We start from the raw sequence: 17,912 nt of genomic DNA on the forward strand, positions 1-17,912 counted from the left end.
CGGGACACAAATAAATGAACGTTCCATACTCTGATCCAGCATCAGGCAATACTGGGACATACTTCATTGGCTATTCACGGCACTGGGATGTTACTAAGAAGATGCTTGAGAACATGGTCGATCAAAACGACTATCTTCTTACATTCTCCGATATCCTAACCGGTCAACTTTTCTTCATTCCTTCACGGCCAATGTTGGATCAAATTGCTGATGGTGAATTAAATTAAATGACGATGGGAACCTACCAACAAGTAAAGGATGCCTTAAAGAAAATGGGAATCACTGATTATAACGTCATTGATCACCCTGCAGCTCATACTACAGAAGAAGCTGATCAATATATTGCAGGGCATGAAGGTGTCCGTACAAAGACAATGTTCCTCAAGGGTAAAAAGAAGAAGTTCTTTATGGTGATCATGGACGATAAGAAACGGATGGATTTCCATCGCTTTACTGAACTGACTGGTAATAAGCGAGTCTCAATGGCTAGTCCAGATGCCCTCCAAGAACAATTAGGGTTAGCTCCAGGGATTGTTTCACCATTTGGCCTCCTCAATAATGAAGATCACAATGTTAAAGTTTACTTCGATAAAGATATCGTTGATGAGCCAATCCAAACATTTCATCCTAACGAAAATACCCACACGATTTTTATTAAGACTGAAGACCTATTCAAATTCCTTAAAGAGATTGATTTTGAACCGGAGATTATTGATCTGTAGATGGCATTAAATAAGGTTATTGTAGATCAAGAATTTTGGGATCTTTTCCCAGACGCAACTGTTAACATTATGTTTGTTAATAACTTTGAAAACGACAAAACAAGTCTGACAGAAGACGACCGTGACAAGATGTTGCAAAAAGCTGTCAAAGAATCTGCTAAATATACAGGAGCCGAACCTTTTAGTTCTAATCCAGTTATTGCCCAATGGCGTGATGTTTACAAGAAGTTCCCTAAGCGGAAGGGTGCTCGGGCATCAGTTGAAGCTTTATTGAAGCGTGCATCCAAAGGCCACCATTTTGCACCAATTAACCCACTAGTTGATGTTTATAACTCAATTTCAATGACTTATGGTGTACCCGTTGGGATTGAAGATGCCGATCATATCGCCGGTGATATGCACCTTGGAAAAGCTAAGGGTGGAGAAGCATTCGTTTCTGTTGGTGGCAATGGTGAGAATGAATCAGATCCAGCCCGTGAAGGCGAAATTATGTACTATGATGATGAAGGTGCTGTTTGTCGTTCATTGAACTGGCGTGATGGAACACGGACACAGGTTAATGATGATACAAAGAACGCTGTAATCGTTATTGAATCAGTAAACGCTGAACAAGCCGCTCGCGCTAAGGAAGCAATGAGTAAGCTTAGTGAATTAATCAAGAAGTACTTTAACGTTGAAACAACCGCTGATTACACTTTGACTAAGGATAATCCAGCTGTTCAACGTTAAATGATTGATGTTTTGCGTGAAGTGGGGATGATTGAACGAGCATTGGATTCAATGTCAAATATTGAATTCAAAGAGATCGGCTTATCAAACCTCCAGTTCTTATATGTAGTCCGGATTTACGAACATCCAGGAATTATTGCTGAACAGCTGTCGAACTTGATTAAGGTCGATCGGACAACACTTGCCCGAGCGGTTCATCGCCTGGAAAAGCAAGACTACATTAGACGGGAGAAAGACCCCGTTAATAAGAAAATTAAGCATCTTTATGTAACTGAAAAGGGTAAACAAGTATATTCATTCATCATTCGCGAAAATACTCACTCAAATGAAGTCGCTTTGCAGGGCTTTTCCGATGAAGAGGCTCAGCAGCTTCACGACTACCTAGTACGGATGCGCCAAAATATTGATGAAGAATGGCAATTCGTTAAACATGGTGGTAAGAGAAAGTATTGAATGTCTACAGAAATTACGAAGGAATTTACTCAGGGATTACCTAAAGCTGAACTTCATGTTCATATTGAAGGAACATTGGAGCCAGAATTGAAACTCAAATTAGCCAAGCGCAACCATGTTGATATTGGTCAATCAACAATTGAAGAAGTTCGCCAATCATATCAATATGATGATTTGGCTTCCTTCTTAGCTGTTTACTATCCAGCAATGAATGTTTTACAAACTGAACAAGATTTCTATGACTTAGCAATGGACTACCTCCATCGAGCAGCAAAGAATAATGTTCGGCACGTTGAAATCTTCTTTGATCCACAGGCTCATACTTCACGAGGAATTGCATTCAAGACGGTCATTGATGGCTTATACAAGGCAACGGTCGATGCACGGGCGCTGAATATTGATGCACGCTTAATTATGTGCTTCTTACGTGACTTTTCTCGCGACTCCGCACGCGAAACGCTAGAGGAAGCCTTGAAGTATAAGGATAAGATTCTTGGGGTTGGACTAGATTCTGATGAACATAATAATCCACCAATGAAATTCTTTAACCAATTCACCAAAGCCAGTGCAGAAGGCTTCCACTTAACAGCCCATGCTGATATTGACCAAAAGGACTCGATTGAACACATTCGTGAATTGCTTGAAGTTATCGGTGTAGAACGGGTTGACCATGGAACTAATGTTGTTGAAGATCCGGACTTGGTTGACTTTGCGGCTAAGAACAAGATTGGCTTCACCTCGTGTCCACTTTCAAACTCGTTTGTTAGCCCTGAAATGAAGGGGAAGGAAGTTATTGAACTACTGAGTAAGGGTGTGAAGGTTTCCATTCACTCCGATGACCCAGCATACTTTGGTGGCTACATTGGTGATAACTATTACGCAATCGCTACTAAGTTCAATTTGAGTCGTGACCAAGTAATCACGTTAGCGCGAAACTCTTTTGAAACTAGTTGGATTTCGGATGAACAAAAGGCTCTTTACCTCAAAGAACTTGATGACTATGTCGCTAATAATTAAGTGAACAAAACACGAACATTATCTGGGAGGATTGATCGTGCCTTCCACATCACAGAGAGTGGTTCCTCAATCAAGCGGGAATCTTTAGCAGGTTTAACAACCTTCGTTTCAATGGCATATATCCTCTTTGTTAACCCATCTATTTTGGGTGATGCAGGAATGGATAAAGGGGCGGTCTTTACTGCCACTGCCCTATCTGCTATTTTAGGTTCATTATTAATGGGGATTCTTGCTAACTACCCGATAGCCATTGCTCCAGGTTTAGGTGATAACGCCTTCTTCACATATTCAGTGGTCATTGCCATGGGAATTCCTTGGAAGGATGCCATGGCCGGTGTTCTGGTAGCCGCTGTGCTCTTCACTATCTTGTCATTCCTTAAAGTTCGGGAAATTGTCATTGACTCAATTCCACAGGATTTGAAATATGCGATGGCTGCCGGAATTGGGATTTTTATTTCATTTGTTGGTTTACAAGGTGGGGGCTTAATCATTGCTAATAAGTCTTCATTAGTTGGCATTGGTTCCTTTACCGTGCCAACGGTTTGGTTAACGATCTTCGGAATTTTTGTTATCGCAATCTTGATGGCTAAAAAGGTGCCTGGTGCGATCTTTATTGGTTTAGTTGCGACAACTATTCTGGGTCTTTTGACTGGTTTGATTAAGGCTCCACACCACATCATTTCAATGGCCCCAAGTCTGAAACCAACATTCGGTGTCGGGCTAGAACACCTTTCCGTAATGACTGATCCTAAAATGTGGGCGGTTGTCCTGATCTTCTTAATTGTTGCCTTCTTTGATACTGCCGGTACCTTGATCGGTTTGGCGCAACAAGCTGGCATTATGAAGGGCAATAAGATGCCGCACATTGGTCGCGCTTTGATGGCAGACTCACTTTCAATGCTTGGTGGTGCTTTCATGGGGACTACCCCAACTTCTGCCTACGTCGAATCGTCAGCCGGAATTGCAATCGGTGGTAAAACTGGTTTCACGGCTGTTGTAGTCGCCTTTTTCTTCCTCTTAAGTATGGTCTTCTCACCTCTGCTGACCGTCGTGACGACCCAAGTTACCGCTGCTGCTTTAATCGTTGTCGGTGTACTGATGGTCTCTGCTTTGCGTGATATTCACTGGGATCAATTTGAAATTGCTTTACCTTCTTTCCTTGTCGTCATTGGCATGCCTTTGACCTACAACATTTCTTATGGGATTGCCTTTGGCTTCTTAACTTACCCAATCTTGATGACTGCTGCTGGTCGGCGAAAAGAAGTCAACGGAATTATGTGGACAATGTTAGTTGTCTTTGTTGTTCTGCTCTATGTTTTGAATATCTTGCCTAAATAAATGTCAGAAATTAAATTAAGTGAATACATTGATGCTGGTGCTGCTAAATTACCTGCTGACCTGGTCATTACTGGCGGGACATTAATTAATGTTAATACTGGTGAATATTACAAGGCAGATGTAGCCATTTATGACCAACGAATTGTGGCCGTTGAAAAAGATATCACCGATTATATCGGCCCCAACACTAGAAAGGTTGATGCTACCGGTAAGTATCTTGCCCCTGGGCTAATTGATTGTCACATTCACGTTGAATGTAGTAAGTTAAGTATGACCCGATTTGCTCAGGCAGTCTTACCTCATGGGACAACCAGCATCGTCACCGGTTTAGACGAATACATCTCCGTAATCGGCTTAGATGGTTTAAAAGAAATCTTCAATGAAATTGCTCAACTACCATTCAATGTCATCTGGGGACTACCTTATAAGACTCCTTACACCATTCCAAAATCAACTATCTCTTACGATGTCACCGCTAAGGATCATGCTCAAGTGCAAACGGATCCTCGTTGCTTCGGTGTTTGGGAAACGGTTCGTGAATCCGTGGAAACTAAGGATCCAGATACTATGAAAGTACTAGAATTAGCTCATCAAAATCATCAACCCATTTTCGGCTGCTCACCAATGGCACGTGGAAAAGCACTCAATCAATATCTAATGAGTGGTGTTTCCGTCGATCACGAAAGTTACTCTCATGAAGAATTCTTGGAAAAAGCACGGAAAGGTGTCCACACGGTGATTCGTGAATCTGCCGTGACTAAGTTTCTGAATGAAAATATTAAATCAATTACCGAGAATGTTGCTGGGGTTGCTCGGCATACTAGTTTCTGCTCCGACGATGTGAATGCTACCAGTATTCTTTCTGTTGGTCACATCGATCACATGGTTCGATTAGCAATTCAGGCTGGTGTTAGCCCAATGACCGCAATTCAAATGGCCACCATTAATGCTGCTGAAGCGTATCATATTGATGATCGGCTTGGATCAATTGCTCCTGGCAAACGAGCTGATATTTTACTGGTCGACCATCCTGGAACTTTCAATGTCGAAACTGTCATTAGTCAAGGCCAGTTAGTATTTGACGATGGTCAAGAACAATTTGCTTTTACGGTTCCTGCCCGCTCAAGCGAATTAACGGCAACTGTACATCGTGACCCATTATCAGCAAATGATTTCCAATATCATACTGATCACGCTGATGGTACTGCACTGGTGGAAACGATTAACAGCATTGGCCCCTTCGTTCGGAAACGTCGTGACGTCAAATTGCCTGTTGAAGATGGCATTATTAAGCCTGATGTTGACCAAGATGTGGCCCTAGTTTCTGTGGTTGAGCGGTACGGAATCAACGGTAATATTTCTCACGGTTTTATCTCTAGTTGGTCTTTCAAGAAAGGGGCGATTGCAACCACTGCTGCCCCTGACGACAATAACATGGTTGTCGCTGGTGTGAACTATGACGACATGGCACTAGCTGCGAATAAGTTAATCGAACAAGGTGGTGGCCAAATTGTCGTTGTTGATGGTCAAGTGGTTGCTAACCTACCATTGCCAATTGCTGGGATTTGTTCAGACTTACCTGTTGAAGAATTAGCTCAACAAGAAAAGGCCTTGCAAGAAGGAGCACGGGAGATTGGTTCTAAACTGCCAGACCCTATCTTCTACCTTTCCTTCCTCCCAATCACTGCAATTCCTGATTTAGCCATTACCGATGGCGGAAACGTGGATTACACGCAATTAAAATACTTCAATCCAGTGTTGGATTAGATGGCTGGATTAGCAGGTCTAATTAGGCCTAAGCATAATCGGAAATACTCATTAGAAACAAAGGTAGCCGCTGTCAAAGCTTATCTTTCAAGTGCGTATTCTAACCAGGAACTCCTTCAGCGATACCAAATTAGGAATATTTCTCAACTCCATCAATGGGTTATCAGTTACAATAGTGGCAACCTTACCGTTAATCAGACAACGAGAAAGCGAGCTAGAAGAATGGGACGAAAAGTAACCTTTGATGAAAAAAAGAGTATCGTTCAATGGACGATTGACCATGACAACAACTATAAGGCGGCTGCTGAGAAGTATAACGTTAGTTATCAACGTGTTTATTCTTGGGTACGCAAGTACCAGAAAAACAATGATTGGGCAGCATTGAAGGATAACCGTGGGCGTAACAAGGGTAAAGAACCGACTAATGAATTAAAACGGTTAAGAAAAAACTTCGCGAATTAGATGATAGCCGAGGGTTATTCAGTCCGTGAATTAACCAAAGCTGCTGGAGTGTCTAGGCAAGCTTACTACAAGTGGCTTAAATATGATCCAAATGAACGTGAAATCGAGGAATTGGAACTCCTCAAGTTAATTGAGTAGTTGAGTCAGCAAGTTCCCTATAAGGTAAACAAGAAACGGATTATTCGTATCATGCGAAAGCATGGTATTAAAGCTGACTATCGTCAGCCCAAACATAAGCGTATTCAGGCTCAACAAACTTATGAAGCTGAAAACATTCTTAAACGACAATTTGATCAAAGCGTAGCAAACCAAGTCTGGGTTACGGATACAACTGAGTTAACGTATGGGATTTGAATGAGCAAAATTACTGTGAATTCGGACTTTACCTTGCCAGTCCGCAGTGAAAAACAAATCGCCAGCAACGTTTTGAAAGGCTCGCTGGGGAACCTGATCGAATGGTTCGATTGGTACGTCTACGCTTCCTTTGCTATCTACTTTTCGGGCGCATTCTTTCCCGCTCACAACCCCACGGCCCAACTCCTAGCTGCCGCGGGGGTCTTTGCAATCGGCTTTTTCATGCGGCCGCTTGGTTCGTTAATAATGAGGCGCCTGGCTGATCGCCATGGCCGCCGTACGGCCCTAACTATTTCAGTTCTAATCATGGCCACGGGCTCCTTGATCATTGCGTTCGTCCCGACCTATGCTACCATTGGCATCTGGTCGCCCCTGATTTTGATTGCCACCCGCTTATTGCAGGGCCTGTCGCTCGGGGGCGAATACGGAACCTGGTACTGTGCCCTGTCAAGTTGATTGACTCGTAGTGCCTTGATTGTTGGCGGAAGTCAAACTAACTTGATCGGTATTTGCCAAGGCACTGTTCGCGGCATTATTCGTGGCCGTCGTTTGGACCCCCGTGGTCGTGGCCGCCAACGCTCCGGTTGATTGGTCAACATTCGACGTGGTCGGCGCTGTCGTGGCTACCAGGCTGTTCGCATTAATCGTTTGACTGGTTGCACTCGTGGCCGTCCCCGACATCGTTTGGCTGGTGGTACTCGTCGTGCTGGCCGGTTCCTTGGCCGAAGTCGAATTGCTGGTTAAGCACTTGCTGATGCCGATTCACTGGCACTTGCTGATGCCGATTCGCTGGCACTTGCTGATGCCGATTCACTGGCACTTGCTGATGCCGATTCACTGGCACTTGCTGATGCTGATTCACTGGCACTTGCTGATGCCGATTCACTGGCACTTGCTGATGCTGATTCGCTGGCACTTGCTGATGCTGATTCGCTGGCACTTGCTGATGCTGATTCGCTGGCACTTGCTGATGCTGATTCACTGGCACTTGCTGATGCCGATTCACTGGCACTTGCTGATGCTGATTCACTGGCACTAGCAGAAGCGGATTCGCTGGCACTTGCTGATGCTGATTCGCTGGCACTAGCAGAAGCTGATTCACTGGCACTTGCTGATGCCGATTCACTGGCACTTGCTGATGCTGATTCGCTGGCACTAGCAGAAGCCGATTCACTGGCACTTGCTGATGCCGATTCACTGGCACTTGCTGATGCTGATTCACTGGCACTTGCTGATGCCGATTCACTGGCACTTGCTGATGCCGATTCACTGGCACTTGCTGATGCCGATTCGCTGGCACTAGCAGAAGCGGATTCGCTGGCACTAGCAGAAGCCGATTCACTGGCACTTGCTGATGCCGATTCGCTGGCACTAGCAGAAGCTGATTCACTGGCACTTGCTGATGCCGATTCACTGGCACTTGCTGATGCCGATTCGCTGGCACTAGCAGAAGCCGATTCACTGGCACTTGCTGATGCCGATTCACTGGCACTTGCTGATGCCGATTCGCTGGCACTTGCTGATGCCGATTCACTGGCACTTGCTGATGCCGATTCACTGGCACTTGCTGATGCTGATTCACTGGCACTAGCAGAAGCGGATTCACTGGCACTTGCTGATGCCGATTCGCTGGCACTTGCTGATGCTGATTCGCTGGCACTAGCAGAAGCGGATTCGCTGGCACTTGCTGATGCTGATTCGCTTGCACTTGCTGATGCCGATTCACTGGCACTTGCTGATGCCGATTCGCTGGCACTAGCAGAAGCGGATTCGCTGGCACTAGCAGAAGCTGATTCACTGGCACTTGCTGATGCCGATTCACTGGCACTCGTCGAGGTACTGGTACTTAATGATCCACTCAATGACGCACTTTCACTTTGTGCTGCACTTAACGATTCACTTGTACTAATAGATTCCGACTCTTGCCTTTCGCTTGTACTAGTAGATTCCGATTCCTTCAGGGAATGAGCATCAGCAAGTGCCAGCGAATCGGCATCAGCAAGTGCCAGTGAATCCGCTTCTGCTAGTGCCAGTGAATCAGCATCAGCAAGTGCCAGTGAATCGGCATCAGCAAGTGCCAGTGAATCGGCATCAGCAAGTGCCAGCGAATCGGCATCAGCAAGTGCCAGTGAATCGGCATCAGCAAGTGCCAGTGAATCGGCTTCTGCTAGTGCCAGCGAATCGGCATCAGCAAGTGCCAGTGAATCGGCATCAGCAAGTGCCAGTGAATCAGTGCCAGCGAATCCGCTTCTGCTAGTGCCAGCGAATCGGCATCAGCAAGTGCCAGTGAATCGGCATCAGCAAGTGCCAGTGAATCGGCATCAGCAAGTGCCAGTGAATCAGCATCAGCAAGTGCCAGTGAATCGGCATCAGCAAGTGCCAGTGAATCGGCTTCTGCTAGTGCCAGCGAATCAGCATCAGCAAGTGCCAGTGAATCGGCATCAGCAAGTGCCAGTGAATCGCATCAGCAAGTGCCAGTGAATCGGCATCAGCAAGTGCCAGTGAATCAGCATCAGCAAGTGCCAGCGAATCAGCATCAGCAAGTGCCAGCGAATCAGCATCAGCAAGTGCCAGCGAATCAGCATCAGCAAGTGCCAGTGAATCGGCATCAGCAAGTGCCAGTGAATCAGCATCAGCAAGTGCCAGTGAATCGGCATCAGCAAGTGCCAGTGAATCGGCATCAGCAAGTGCCAGCGAATCGGCATCAGCAAGTGCCAGTGAATCGGCATCAGCAAGTGCCACCACGCTCATTTAAATACTTTGGCAATTCGTCTTGTACCGCCTGTAAAGCTTGACGATTAAAAAGAGTCTTTGCTGATAACCGCTTTTCCGCATTGAAAGGCACAATACCTAAGTGCATATGCGGTGATGAGATCAGAAAAGGAAGTTTATGATATTGTTTTGAATTTTGCAAAAACAGACAAACGCATTCGCATGGTTACTTTGGAAGGATCTAGAACAAATACAAATATTCCGCCTGATGATTTTCAGGATTTTGATATTACTTTTTTTGTTACGGATATGGACAGCTTCACAAGTGATGATAAATGGCTAGATATATTTGGTGAAAGGTTGATTCTGCAAAAGCCGGAAGATATGGAATTATTTCCAGCTGTAGAAAAGGGATTTTCATATTTAATGCTGTTTACTGATGATGTTAAGATAGATTTAACTTTGCTGCCGCTGGAACTGATAGACGAGTATTTTACATGGGATAAACTGGTAAAGTTACTGTTGGATAAAGACAACCGTATCGTAAAGCCGCCAATACCAACGGATATAGACTACCACTTGCAGAAGCCTACTCAAAGAATGTTTGACGATTGCTGTAATGAATTTTGGAATACTACAACATATGTAGTAAAGGGCTTATGCCGCAAAGAAATTCTTTTTGCTATTGACCATATGAATGATATAGTACGAAAAGAATTGCTTCGCATGATTTCCTGGCTGATTGGTATCAAACAGGGATTTCATTTCAGTTTGGGAAAAAACTATAAATTTATGAAGCAATATGTCCCAGAGGAATTGTGGGAACGACTTATGTCCACTTATAATATGGATTCCTATCCCCATATGTGGGAATCCTTTGAACAATGTATGGCATTGTTCCGGGAGGTTTCGTCAGAAGTGGCATGCCAGTTGGATTACCAGTATCCACTATATGATGAAAAAATCAGTAATTATGTGATTCGGCAAAAGAAAAAATATGGCATTGAAGATGATAACAAATAATTGACCGTTGACTGGCTCGGCTGGCTGAATTTCCAGAGATACGGCACTTTCGCAAATATCTATGCCGGAGCGCCGGAGGAAAAAGCCTATGCGTGGACGATAGCGCAGGTGAAAAGTATTCTGAAAGAGGAAACCTATATCGGACACAGCGTCCACAATAAGCAGACCAACATTTCATTCAAAAACAAGAAGAAAGTACGCAAGCCAAAAGAGGAATGGTATCGTGTGGAGAACACCCACGAAGCGATTATTTCCGAAGATGTGTTCCGTCAAGTACAGGAGCAGATTTGCAACAGGCGCAGACGGCAGAAGAACGGCACAACACAGATATTTTCCGGGCTGGTAAAATGTGCGGACTGCGGCTGGTCGCTGGCCTATGGTATGAACAGCCAGAACAAAAATCCCTATGCCCACTACCATTGTAGCAAGTACGGGCAAGGATTGCACCAGTGTTCCATGCACTATATCCGCTATGATGTGCTTTACGCCTATGTCCTTTCCCGTCTGCAATACTGGTCTGTGCTGGCACAGCAGGATGGGGACAAACTTCTGAAACGGCTACTTAACGCCAGCGACAAGGAACGCAATACTGCAAGGAAGCGGCAGACAGCCGAACTGAAAAAGGCGGAAAAGCGCAAAGCAGAAGTAGACACCCTGTTTGCAAAAATGTATGAGGACTGGTCTGCCGGACGCATTACAGAATACAATTTCAATATGCTGTCCGAAAAGTATCAGGGCGAACAGCGAGAATTGGACGTAAAAATTGAACGGCTTCACGAAGCGATGGAGACCGCCGCCCAGACAGCGGTTGACGCTGAAAAGTGGATAGGTCTGATGAAACAGTATGTCAATCCCACAGAATTGACGGCTGAACTTCTGAATACGCTGATTGAAAAAATCCTTGTCCATGAAGCGGTCAAAAGTGAGGACGGAAGCCGGGAACAGGAAGTGGAAATCTTCTACCGCTTTATCGGCAAAATCGAATGATTGAAAGAATATTTATCAAAAAAAGAAGTTAGAACCGTTTATAATCCAGCAAGTGATTTATCTATTGTTATTATGGGACTAGTATTAATAGTTCTAACCTTCTCAGGTAATACTGTACTACCTGAAGTGGTATATAGCATTATCACTCTTGCATTTATGTTACTTTTTGCAGCTTGGGTATTCTTTGATAAAAGACTATATAACTTAATTGCAGATTCAAATCCTACAACTCAGTCTCAAGAAGGAGTTGCTTACAAGGTATTTAGTAAAACGCTAATAGTGATATTGTGGATTCTACTTGTTTTAACAATGGGCACCGCACTTTTATCTTTCTTAAACATAATTCCTAATGTCATAACGATGAAATTAGGTACAGTTAAGCTAAATATACAGATGATCGGTGACTCATCTCCATCAGTTGTGGCTATAACTGTAGGTATAATTACTGCTCTTTTCGGTATTGTAAGGTTCGTTAAAGATATCAGGAGTTCGTTAAAGAAGTCCCATCATCGTAAAAATTAAATGAAACAGCTTGTATTACCCATCAAAGATACCAACGTCCTCCACGAAGTTGAAGATACTTTACTCCATAATTTTCGTGAAGGACGCCGGAATTACACAATTTTCCAGGTTGGCAAGGCCACTCTGCTTCGAGTGAGTGATGTGTTGGCTCTCAGACGCAACGAAATCTATAAAACTGATGGGGACATCAAGAAAAATGCTTATATTCGCGATAAAAAGACCGGAAAACCTAATATTTTATACCTTAAACCAGTAAAACAAGACTTAATCGACTATTTTAACTGGCTAAACGAGCAAAACATTCAATCGGAGTGGCTTTTCCCCTCCTCACGGGACCATTCTCGGCATATCACAGAAAAGCAGTTTTACAAAATCATGGCTAGAACTGGTGACTTACTAGGAATTAACTACCTTGGGACCCACAGCATGAGAAAGACAGGTGCCTACCGTGTTTACACGCAAACCCATTACAATATTGGCCTGGTAATGAGCCTTCTAAACCATACATCTGAAGCTATGACTTTAAAGTATCTGGGATTGGACCAAGTTAGCCGTGAAAAAATGCTCGATGAAGTTAAGTTTGATTAAATGGACGCAAGAGTAGATAGTCGTATCCCAGTTGACGTTAAAGAAAAGGCTAGCAAAGAGTTAGCCGCTCATGGGCTATCCATTTCTAGTTTTATTCGTATGACCTTATCTTCTGTAGCTAACGATGGCCTACCAAAGTATTGGGGTATTCCTAATGCAGAAACCATGTCATCAATTAACGAAGCAGTTGATGATTTAAGCAAACACAAGCTAAAAGGCGCTTCTTCTTATAATGAACTGGAGAAATTGTTAGATGAGTAAATGAGTAAAGTTATCCCAACCAACCATTTTAAGAAGCAGCGTAAAAAGGTAAAGAAGAACCCACGTTGGCATAGTATTTTCCATGGAGAAGTTCCATTTCCAGATGACCATCGCTCGCCATGGGAATATGTAATTAATTGCTTTCTAAATGATGAACCAATTCCCGATTATTTTTATGAACACTCAATTACTTTGACAGCACAGCAAAAAAGCCAAATTAAGAATCGTTTGGGTTCCCTTAGTCAGGTTGAAATTAAAGGATTAGACCTTCACTTTGACGGTCATAATGGCGACCATTTATTGCTATATATTCGAACTAACCAAGGAATCGTTTATTTAGTTGGTATTGGGACCCATTCTGACTTATTTTAAATGATGTCTCCAAAAAGCATTGCTCGTTGGCAAGAACTGAAAGCCAAGAAGTTAAACGGCCGCACAGTTCCAGAAGATATGGAATATAAGAAACTGCAAATGAAACATGACGCTGACGTTTTAGCATTAAACGAACTAAAATGGAAAGCTGAATTAGCCGAAGCTATCATGATTTCATCAATGAATAACAGCAACACTAAGTCTGTGTTAGATGATGTTATTCAATCCGAAATTGGCGAGGAACAGAAGCCATATTCTCGGAAAGATATTGCTGATTTTGTGAATGTCTTTTTAGCAAAAGCTAAACAAGAAGTGACTACACAAAATCACAAACAGCCATTGGGAAGTAACCCATTAAATAATAATGAATTACCCGATGGCTCAAAACACAGCAACTAAATGGCAATTAAATGTACGGTAACAACTGACCTGCAAGCTAAAGATACGAATGGCTATTCTGGTATTCAAAAGCATGTTGAACATGACGAAAAGATTAATCATACTAACAAAGATATTGTGTTTAGCGAAACTCAATTTAATCAATACAATGAATCTCAACAAACGCGAGAGGCCATCGACAAATGGAACGATGAACATTTCCGGGACTATGTTGAGGAACATGATAAGCACCAACGAGCAAAAGGCCACGCTGAACGGCAATACGGTAGTGTTAAAAACTACCTTAAACGGAAGAAGAAAGCCACTGCGGTGCTGACCATTGGTAACATGGCTGTCCAAAGTACTTTGATGAAACAATTCTGTCCGGTAACCTCATATCAAAAAGAAAAGTTACCAGACGGCACAACTCATTTGGTCTTTAAGTTAAAAGACCAACAAGGTCAACCAATCCCAGATAATATCGCTGTCGCTAAGCAATTCTATGGCTGTTTTAATCGAGCATTGATTCACGCCACTGCTAACAATGTGGGGTGGAAACCTAATAAGACTCATCAGCAACGCATTAACGTCGGTGACTACTTACATCGAGGCCGCTACGCCACTAACAATGATGAAATGGGCATTTCCCACATTCATTATGAACTAGCGACTTTTGGTATGACCCGGGGCGGCAAAAAACGGGCGGCACACGTTACTAATTCCCTTAATCAGGCCCTAGTAAGCCTCCATCAAGCGGTCACCGGCAAAACGGTTTCTGGGCGTGCAGCCATCAAATGGTATCGAACTAATATGGACCAGTTCGCCCTGAAATGCTTAGAAGATGAGCTCCATCAGACCTACCAAGTCCCTGAAAATAAAAAAATCCTCGATTTTGAACGCAAAACCGAAGATGATAAGACGCTACAAACGGGATTAAGCATGGAACAACTCAAAGCTCAACATCAAGAAATCGCTGATCATCAAAAAGCAGTTAACGCCCTGCAAGGTCAAGCCGACAATCTCAATAGCCAAAATCATGACATTCAAGTCCAAGTTGAACGGGTGACCAAGAATCTGAAGGCCATCTATGAAGCCACCACAGGCCATCAGGCGGTCGATAAAGATGGCAGCGACTTATCACCCTTAGAAATGGCCAACGGCATTACAGGGGCTGTGAAGAGCGCTCAGGAGGGCCAGCAACAAGCCGAACAGGACGCTAATGCAGCAAAGGCACAGCAAAAAGTCGCTGAGGAACAACAGAAGCAACAAGACCGGCAACTAGCTCAGCAACGACAACAACTCCAAACTCTGCAAAACCAGTTGAAAGACGCTGACGACCAACTTAAAGAACGGAAGCAACAACGAATTAAAGCCGCTCAACAGGAAATTGACCAAAATGACTTAACTTACAGCGATGACCAGTCAATCACAGTAAACGAAGATAACGTCGCTGAAATGGAACAAGAGCTCGACAGCTGGCGCCAAGAACAGCGTGCTGATTGGGAAAAAGACAAACAAACCCATCAAGATGAACTTGATAATCTAAACCAGGAGATAACTACTGCTCGTACTAAAAAGGCTGAATTATCAAGTACCAATCAACAATTAACCGCTCAAAATCAACAACTCCAGGCTACCAACAAAACAGTTCAGAATCAAATTGACGGTTACAAAAACCAACTAATTAATACGATTGTCGAAAATGACCCGACCCACAAAGTTGAGCAACCACTTCTCCAACCAAACGAGGCCGCTCAAGAAATTCAAACTGATACTGGCCGGCAGCAACACTTCCGACAAACCCTTAAATATCTAATGGACACGGCTACTAAATCCCTACAAAAGATTAAAAATAAAGCCACCGAATTCATCAAACAAGTAACCAAGACTCTCACAACACCATCTACTAAAGAATCAAACCAACCAATATCAAACCTGCACAGTGCCCAACTTGACACAAACAGTATTCAACCCTCAAAACACCCCTTCGATTATCATAAAGAACGACAACTTGAAAATGACCCCATTATTAAACTAAAAAAGGCCATACTACTAGCCAATAGCCAACAATTACAAAAGGCTGACAAACAAATCAAAAATTCAATCACCAAGCAAATTGATGAGGATTACCAATTCTAAATGAGTAAAAGTAAAAGTAAAACATATACAACCTCAGAATTAGCAAGGCATTTTAACATCTCTGTAGTCTCAGCCTCACGCTTCATAGTAAAACACAAGTTAAAACCAGTTAAAACTGGTCAACATAACGCTAAATACTATAGTGACGCGGTTTTTCAGCAAATGGAAGAGTATTATCAGAATAAGCCTAAAACACAAGAAAAACAGACTTATCCAGCAACTAAAGACACAATTATTGAACAATTAAAGGCCCAAATCCAAGAACAGGCTGCAACAATTGAACTACTCAAACAGCAATTAACTGTAAAAGATGAACAGATTGCAACGGCTAATAAACTGGCTGATCAAGCTCAACAATTGGATTTAACAACACACAAACAACAAAAGTCATTACCGCAACCATTGAGTAATTCTAACGAAACTGTTAAACATAGTTGGTTTTGGAAAATAACACATTAGGTGAAACTCAAAAATCGTATCTTAGATATTTACCGCATACAACTACTGCTAGCAATGATAATTCTAATTCTGAATGATTATCTCCGGCACTTGGATTCACCAATCATCCTTTGTTTGGTGGGAATTACATTACTTCTCGCTAGCTTTAATCAAGTTTCGCGACCATGGCAGAAACTTAATTGGGGCATTCAACTATTAGTAGGTCCTTTTATTCTCTCTCATGCTACAGGAAGCTTGTTAGTGCTACTGTCAGCATCCAATGTTATTTGCGGCTTCGTAGTTTTGTGTTATCTTGTGTTATTTTTGCCTTATGCTGAGCTTTTTGTGAAGCCGTTGAAAAATTTCTGGTTCCGTTTGTTCTGGGTAATCTTCTTTTTTCAGATTGCTATCAGTCCAGCTATTTATTATGGAATCAGTACTAATCATGGTAATCGATGGTTAACTTTGTTATTGACGACCGGGTGCTTAGGAGCTATCACTTATTTCATTACGGTTACTCGGGTCTTTGCTGCCTGGCGCTTACAAACACCACTATCTTTGACCACGCAACAGCTCAAGCTCAACTGGGCTGTCGTTCTTACTTATTGTTTATTGGTAGTTCTCTTCTTATACAGTAATCTGGCAAGTTGCCAGCGATTAATATGGAGGAATGACCTCCATCAGTGGCAGCAACTACTGCTTTCCTTGGAAAGTGGCATTGGTGAAGAAACCTTGTGCCGCTATGCAATTCTAACCTTATTACTAGTGCTTCTGCGTAACACTAAGTGGCCGTTACAATTGTTGCTAGGAATTTTCGGAAGTTCGTTAATCTTTGGTCTATTTCACTTTATTAACCTAACTGACCAAAGTTTATCCCTAACCATTTATCAGTTTTGCTTTACAACCGTTTCGGGAATTTTCTTTGCCCTGATTTTTCTCTATACTGGGCAATTATGGTTGGTTATGTTGATTCACTTTGTGATGGACTTTGCTGCCTCTTTGAGTAATGGGGCCACTTTTGGGGGCACAGTCAGCTGGGCTGATTATCAATCGGTCCTGGTATTAGCAATTCTGATGGTCGGGCTAACCACTTGGATGATGTTTGGTAAACGTGCACAAGTAATGGTACAGCGTGTTCGTATACTAACTAATGTAGTTAGATAGATGAAAAATAATAATGTAACAGAAAAAGATTTATTTTATATTTTAGATTTATTTGAACACATGAAAGTAACTTATTGGTTAGATGGTGGCTGGGGGGTAGATGTATTAACTGGAAAACAACAAAGAGAACACAGAGATATAGATATAGATTTTGACGCTCAACACACTCAAAAAGTTATACAAAAATTAGAAGATATCGGATACAAAATAGAAGTTGATTGGATGCCTTCACGAATGGAACTCAAGCATGAAGAATATGGGTATTTAGATATTCATCCTATAAATCTAAATGATGATGGATCAATTACCCAAGCAAACCCAGAAGGTGGTAATTATGTTTTCCAAAATGACTGGTTTTCAGAAACTAATTACAAAGGTCGAAAAATACCATGTATTTCAAAAGAAGCTCAACTTCTTTTTCATTCTGGTTATGATTTAACAGAAAAAGACCATTTTGATATAAAAAATTTAAAATCAATAACATAA

19 protein-coding genes and 5 pseudogenes are annotated in these 17,912 nt (G+C 42.7%); 21 read left to right on the forward strand and 3 right to left on the reverse strand.

What is annotated here, in order from left to right:
• Nucleotides 1-14 precede the first annotated feature (14 nt).
• The 10 genes and pseudogenes from HHK02_RS10560 to HHK02_RS10605 all read left to right on the forward strand — a co-directional run.
• A pseudogene (locus tag HHK02_RS10560) lies at nt 15-227 on the forward strand (Dyp-type peroxidase); the annotation flags it as partial.
• A complete protein-coding gene (locus tag HHK02_RS10565) occupies nt 228-722 on the forward strand; it encodes a prolyl-tRNA synthetase associated domain-containing protein (RefSeq protein WP_181462406.1) in 495 nt (164 codons plus the stop codon).
• Entirely contained in the window at nt 723-1,451 is a 729-nt protein-coding gene (locus HHK02_RS10570; RefSeq protein ID WP_181462407.1) for a B3/B4 domain-containing protein, read from the forward strand.
• On the forward strand, nt 1,452-1,904 hold the full coding sequence (locus HHK02_RS10575; protein WP_181462408.1) for a MarR family winged helix-turn-helix transcriptional regulator: 453 nt from the start codon (nt 1,452-1,454) through the stop codon (nt 1,902-1,904).
• The gene (add, locus tag HHK02_RS10580) at nt 1,905-2,921 is read left to right on the forward strand and encodes an adenosine deaminase (RefSeq protein WP_102816172.1); all 1,017 of its coding nucleotides are present in this window, start codon (nt 1,905-1,907) and stop codon (nt 2,919-2,921) included.
• The gene (locus tag HHK02_RS10585; RefSeq protein ID WP_181462409.1) at nt 2,922-4,259 is read left to right on the forward strand and encodes an NCS2 family permease; all 1,338 of its coding nucleotides are present in this window, start codon (nt 2,922-2,924) and stop codon (nt 4,257-4,259) included.
• The gene (locus HHK02_RS10590; protein ID WP_181462410.1) at nt 4,260-6,026 is read left to right on the forward strand and encodes an adenine deaminase; all 1,767 of its coding nucleotides are present in this window, start codon (nt 4,260-4,262) and stop codon (nt 6,024-6,026) included.
• A pseudogene (locus HHK02_RS10595) lies at nt 6,027-6,473 on the forward strand (helix-turn-helix domain-containing protein); the annotation flags it as partial.
• A 15-nt stretch (nt 6,474-6,488) separates the two neighbouring features.
• Nucleotides 6,489-6,839: pseudogene (locus tag HHK02_RS13025) on the forward strand (IS3 family transposase); the annotation flags it as partial.
• 3 nt (nt 6,840-6,842) lie between these two features.
• Nucleotides 6,843-7,274: pseudogene (locus HHK02_RS10605) on the forward strand (MFS transporter); the annotation flags it as partial.
• 308 nt (nt 7,275-7,582) lie between these two features.
• Here HHK02_RS10605 and HHK02_RS12715 read toward each other — a convergent pair.
• The 3 genes and pseudogenes from HHK02_RS12715 to HHK02_RS10620 form a co-directional block, all read right to left on the reverse strand.
• Nucleotides 7,583-8,704, reverse strand: coding sequence for a hypothetical protein (locus HHK02_RS12715; RefSeq protein ID WP_231124847.1), 1,122 nt, complete (start codon nt 8,702-8,704; stop codon nt 7,583-7,585).
• Between the two features lie 535 nt (nt 8,705-9,239).
• Nucleotides 9,240-9,593: a hypothetical protein gene (locus tag HHK02_RS12950; RefSeq protein WP_269204215.1), complete on the reverse strand. Its 354-nt coding sequence runs from the start codon at nt 9,591-9,593 to the stop codon at nt 9,240-9,242.
• Nucleotides 9,583-9,714 (reverse strand): annotated as a pseudogene (locus tag HHK02_RS10620) (plasmid recombination protein); the annotation flags it as partial. The pseudogene HHK02_RS10620 and the gene HHK02_RS12950, both read right to left, overlap by 11 nt.
• Here HHK02_RS10620 and HHK02_RS10625 point away from each other — a divergent pair.
• Genes HHK02_RS10625 through lnu(A) form a run of 11 tightly spaced genes read left to right on the forward strand, consistent with a single transcriptional unit; the run spans nt 9,711 to nt 17,912 of the window.
• Nucleotides 9,711-10,577, forward strand: coding sequence for an aminoglycoside 6-adenylyltransferase AadE (locus tag HHK02_RS10625; RefSeq protein WP_001255868.1), 867 nt, complete (start codon nt 9,711-9,713; stop codon nt 10,575-10,577). The pseudogene HHK02_RS10620 and the gene HHK02_RS10625 sit on opposite strands and share 4 nt — an antisense overlap.
• On the forward strand, nt 10,578-11,564 hold the full coding sequence (locus tag HHK02_RS10630) for a DUF4368 domain-containing protein (RefSeq protein ID WP_462442438.1): 987 nt from the start codon (nt 10,578-10,580) through the stop codon (nt 11,562-11,564).
• Nucleotides 11,565-12,086: a hypothetical protein gene (locus HHK02_RS10635; RefSeq protein WP_086129286.1), complete on the forward strand. Its 522-nt coding sequence runs from the start codon at nt 11,565-11,567 to the stop codon at nt 12,084-12,086. It abuts the gene before it with no gap.
• A complete protein-coding gene (locus HHK02_RS10640) occupies nt 12,087-12,674 on the forward strand; it encodes a tyrosine-type recombinase/integrase (protein ID WP_003672430.1) in 588 nt (195 codons plus the stop codon).
• Nucleotides 12,675-12,935, forward strand: a complete 261-nt coding sequence (locus tag HHK02_RS10645) for a type II toxin-antitoxin system RelB/DinJ family antitoxin (RefSeq protein ID WP_003672432.1) — start codon at nt 12,675-12,677, stop codon at nt 12,933-12,935. It begins immediately after the preceding gene.
• Complete coding sequence (locus tag HHK02_RS10650; protein WP_003672434.1) at nt 12,936-13,307, forward strand: type II toxin-antitoxin system RelE/ParE family toxin; 372 nt, start codon at nt 12,936-12,938, stop codon at nt 13,305-13,307. It begins immediately after the preceding gene.
• Nucleotides 13,308-13,706, forward strand: coding sequence for a hypothetical protein (locus HHK02_RS10655; RefSeq protein ID WP_012399427.1), 399 nt, complete (start codon nt 13,308-13,310; stop codon nt 13,704-13,706).
• Complete coding sequence (locus HHK02_RS10660) at nt 13,707-15,824, forward strand: coiled-coil domain-containing protein (RefSeq protein ID WP_003672437.1); 2,118 nt, start codon at nt 13,707-13,709, stop codon at nt 15,822-15,824.
• Nucleotides 15,825-16,283 carry a DUF536 domain-containing protein gene (locus HHK02_RS10665; RefSeq protein ID WP_003672439.1) on the forward strand — a complete coding sequence of 153 codons (459 nt, stop codon included), beginning with the start codon at nt 15,825-15,827 and terminating at the stop codon, nt 16,281-16,283.
• A complete protein-coding gene (locus tag HHK02_RS10670; protein WP_003672440.1) occupies nt 16,284-17,426 on the forward strand; it encodes a CPBP family intramembrane glutamic endopeptidase in 1,143 nt (380 codons plus the stop codon).
• Complete coding sequence (gene lnu(A), locus HHK02_RS10675; RefSeq protein WP_001829870.1) at nt 17,427-17,912, forward strand: lincosamide nucleotidyltransferase Lnu(A); 486 nt, start codon at nt 17,427-17,429, stop codon at nt 17,910-17,912.

It is taken from the genome of Limosilactobacillus reuteri (assembly GCF_013694365.1).
In the GTDB taxonomy this organism is placed as follows: domain Bacteria; phylum Bacillota; class Bacilli; order Lactobacillales; family Lactobacillaceae; genus Limosilactobacillus; species Limosilactobacillus reuteri_E.

Bases quoted from the DNA above. Each gene is read 5' to 3' on its own strand.
- HHK02_RS10655 (WP_012399427.1), top strand. From the start codon at position 13,308: ATGATGTCTCCAAAAAGCATTGCTCGTTGGCAAGAACTGAAAGCCAAG.
- HHK02_RS10565 (WP_181462406.1), top strand. From the start codon at position 228: ATGACGATGGGAACCTACCAACAAGTAAAGGATGCCTTAAAGAAAATG.
- HHK02_RS10625 (WP_001255868.1), top strand. From the start codon at position 9,711: ATGAGATCAGAAAAGGAAGTTTATGATATTGTTTTGAATTTTGCAAAA.
- add (WP_102816172.1), top strand. From the start codon at position 1,905: ATGTCTACAGAAATTACGAAGGAATTTACTCAGGGATTACCTAAAGCT.
- HHK02_RS10590 (WP_181462410.1), top strand. From the start codon at position 4,260: ATGTCAGAAATTAAATTAAGTGAATACATTGATGCTGGTGCTGCTAAA.
- HHK02_RS10660 (WP_003672437.1), top strand. From the start codon at position 13,707: ATGGCAATTAAATGTACGGTAACAACTGACCTGCAAGCTAAAGATACG.
- HHK02_RS10650 (WP_003672434.1), top strand. From the start codon at position 12,936: ATGAGTAAAGTTATCCCAACCAACCATTTTAAGAAGCAGCGTAAAAAG.
- HHK02_RS10640 (WP_003672430.1), top strand. From the start codon at position 12,087: ATGAAACAGCTTGTATTACCCATCAAAGATACCAACGTCCTCCACGAA.
- HHK02_RS10665 (WP_003672439.1), top strand. From the start codon at position 15,825: ATGAGTAAAAGTAAAAGTAAAACATATACAACCTCAGAATTAGCAAGG.
- HHK02_RS10570 (WP_181462407.1), top strand. From the start codon at position 723: ATGGCATTAAATAAGGTTATTGTAGATCAAGAATTTTGGGATCTTTTC.
- HHK02_RS12950 (WP_269204215.1), bottom strand. From the start codon at position 9,593: ATGAGCGTGGTGGCACTTGCTGATGCCGATTCACTGGCACTTGCTGAT.
- HHK02_RS10575 (WP_181462408.1), top strand. From the start codon at position 1,452: ATGATTGATGTTTTGCGTGAAGTGGGGATGATTGAACGAGCATTGGAT.
- HHK02_RS10645 (WP_003672432.1), top strand. From the start codon at position 12,675: ATGGACGCAAGAGTAGATAGTCGTATCCCAGTTGACGTTAAAGAAAAG.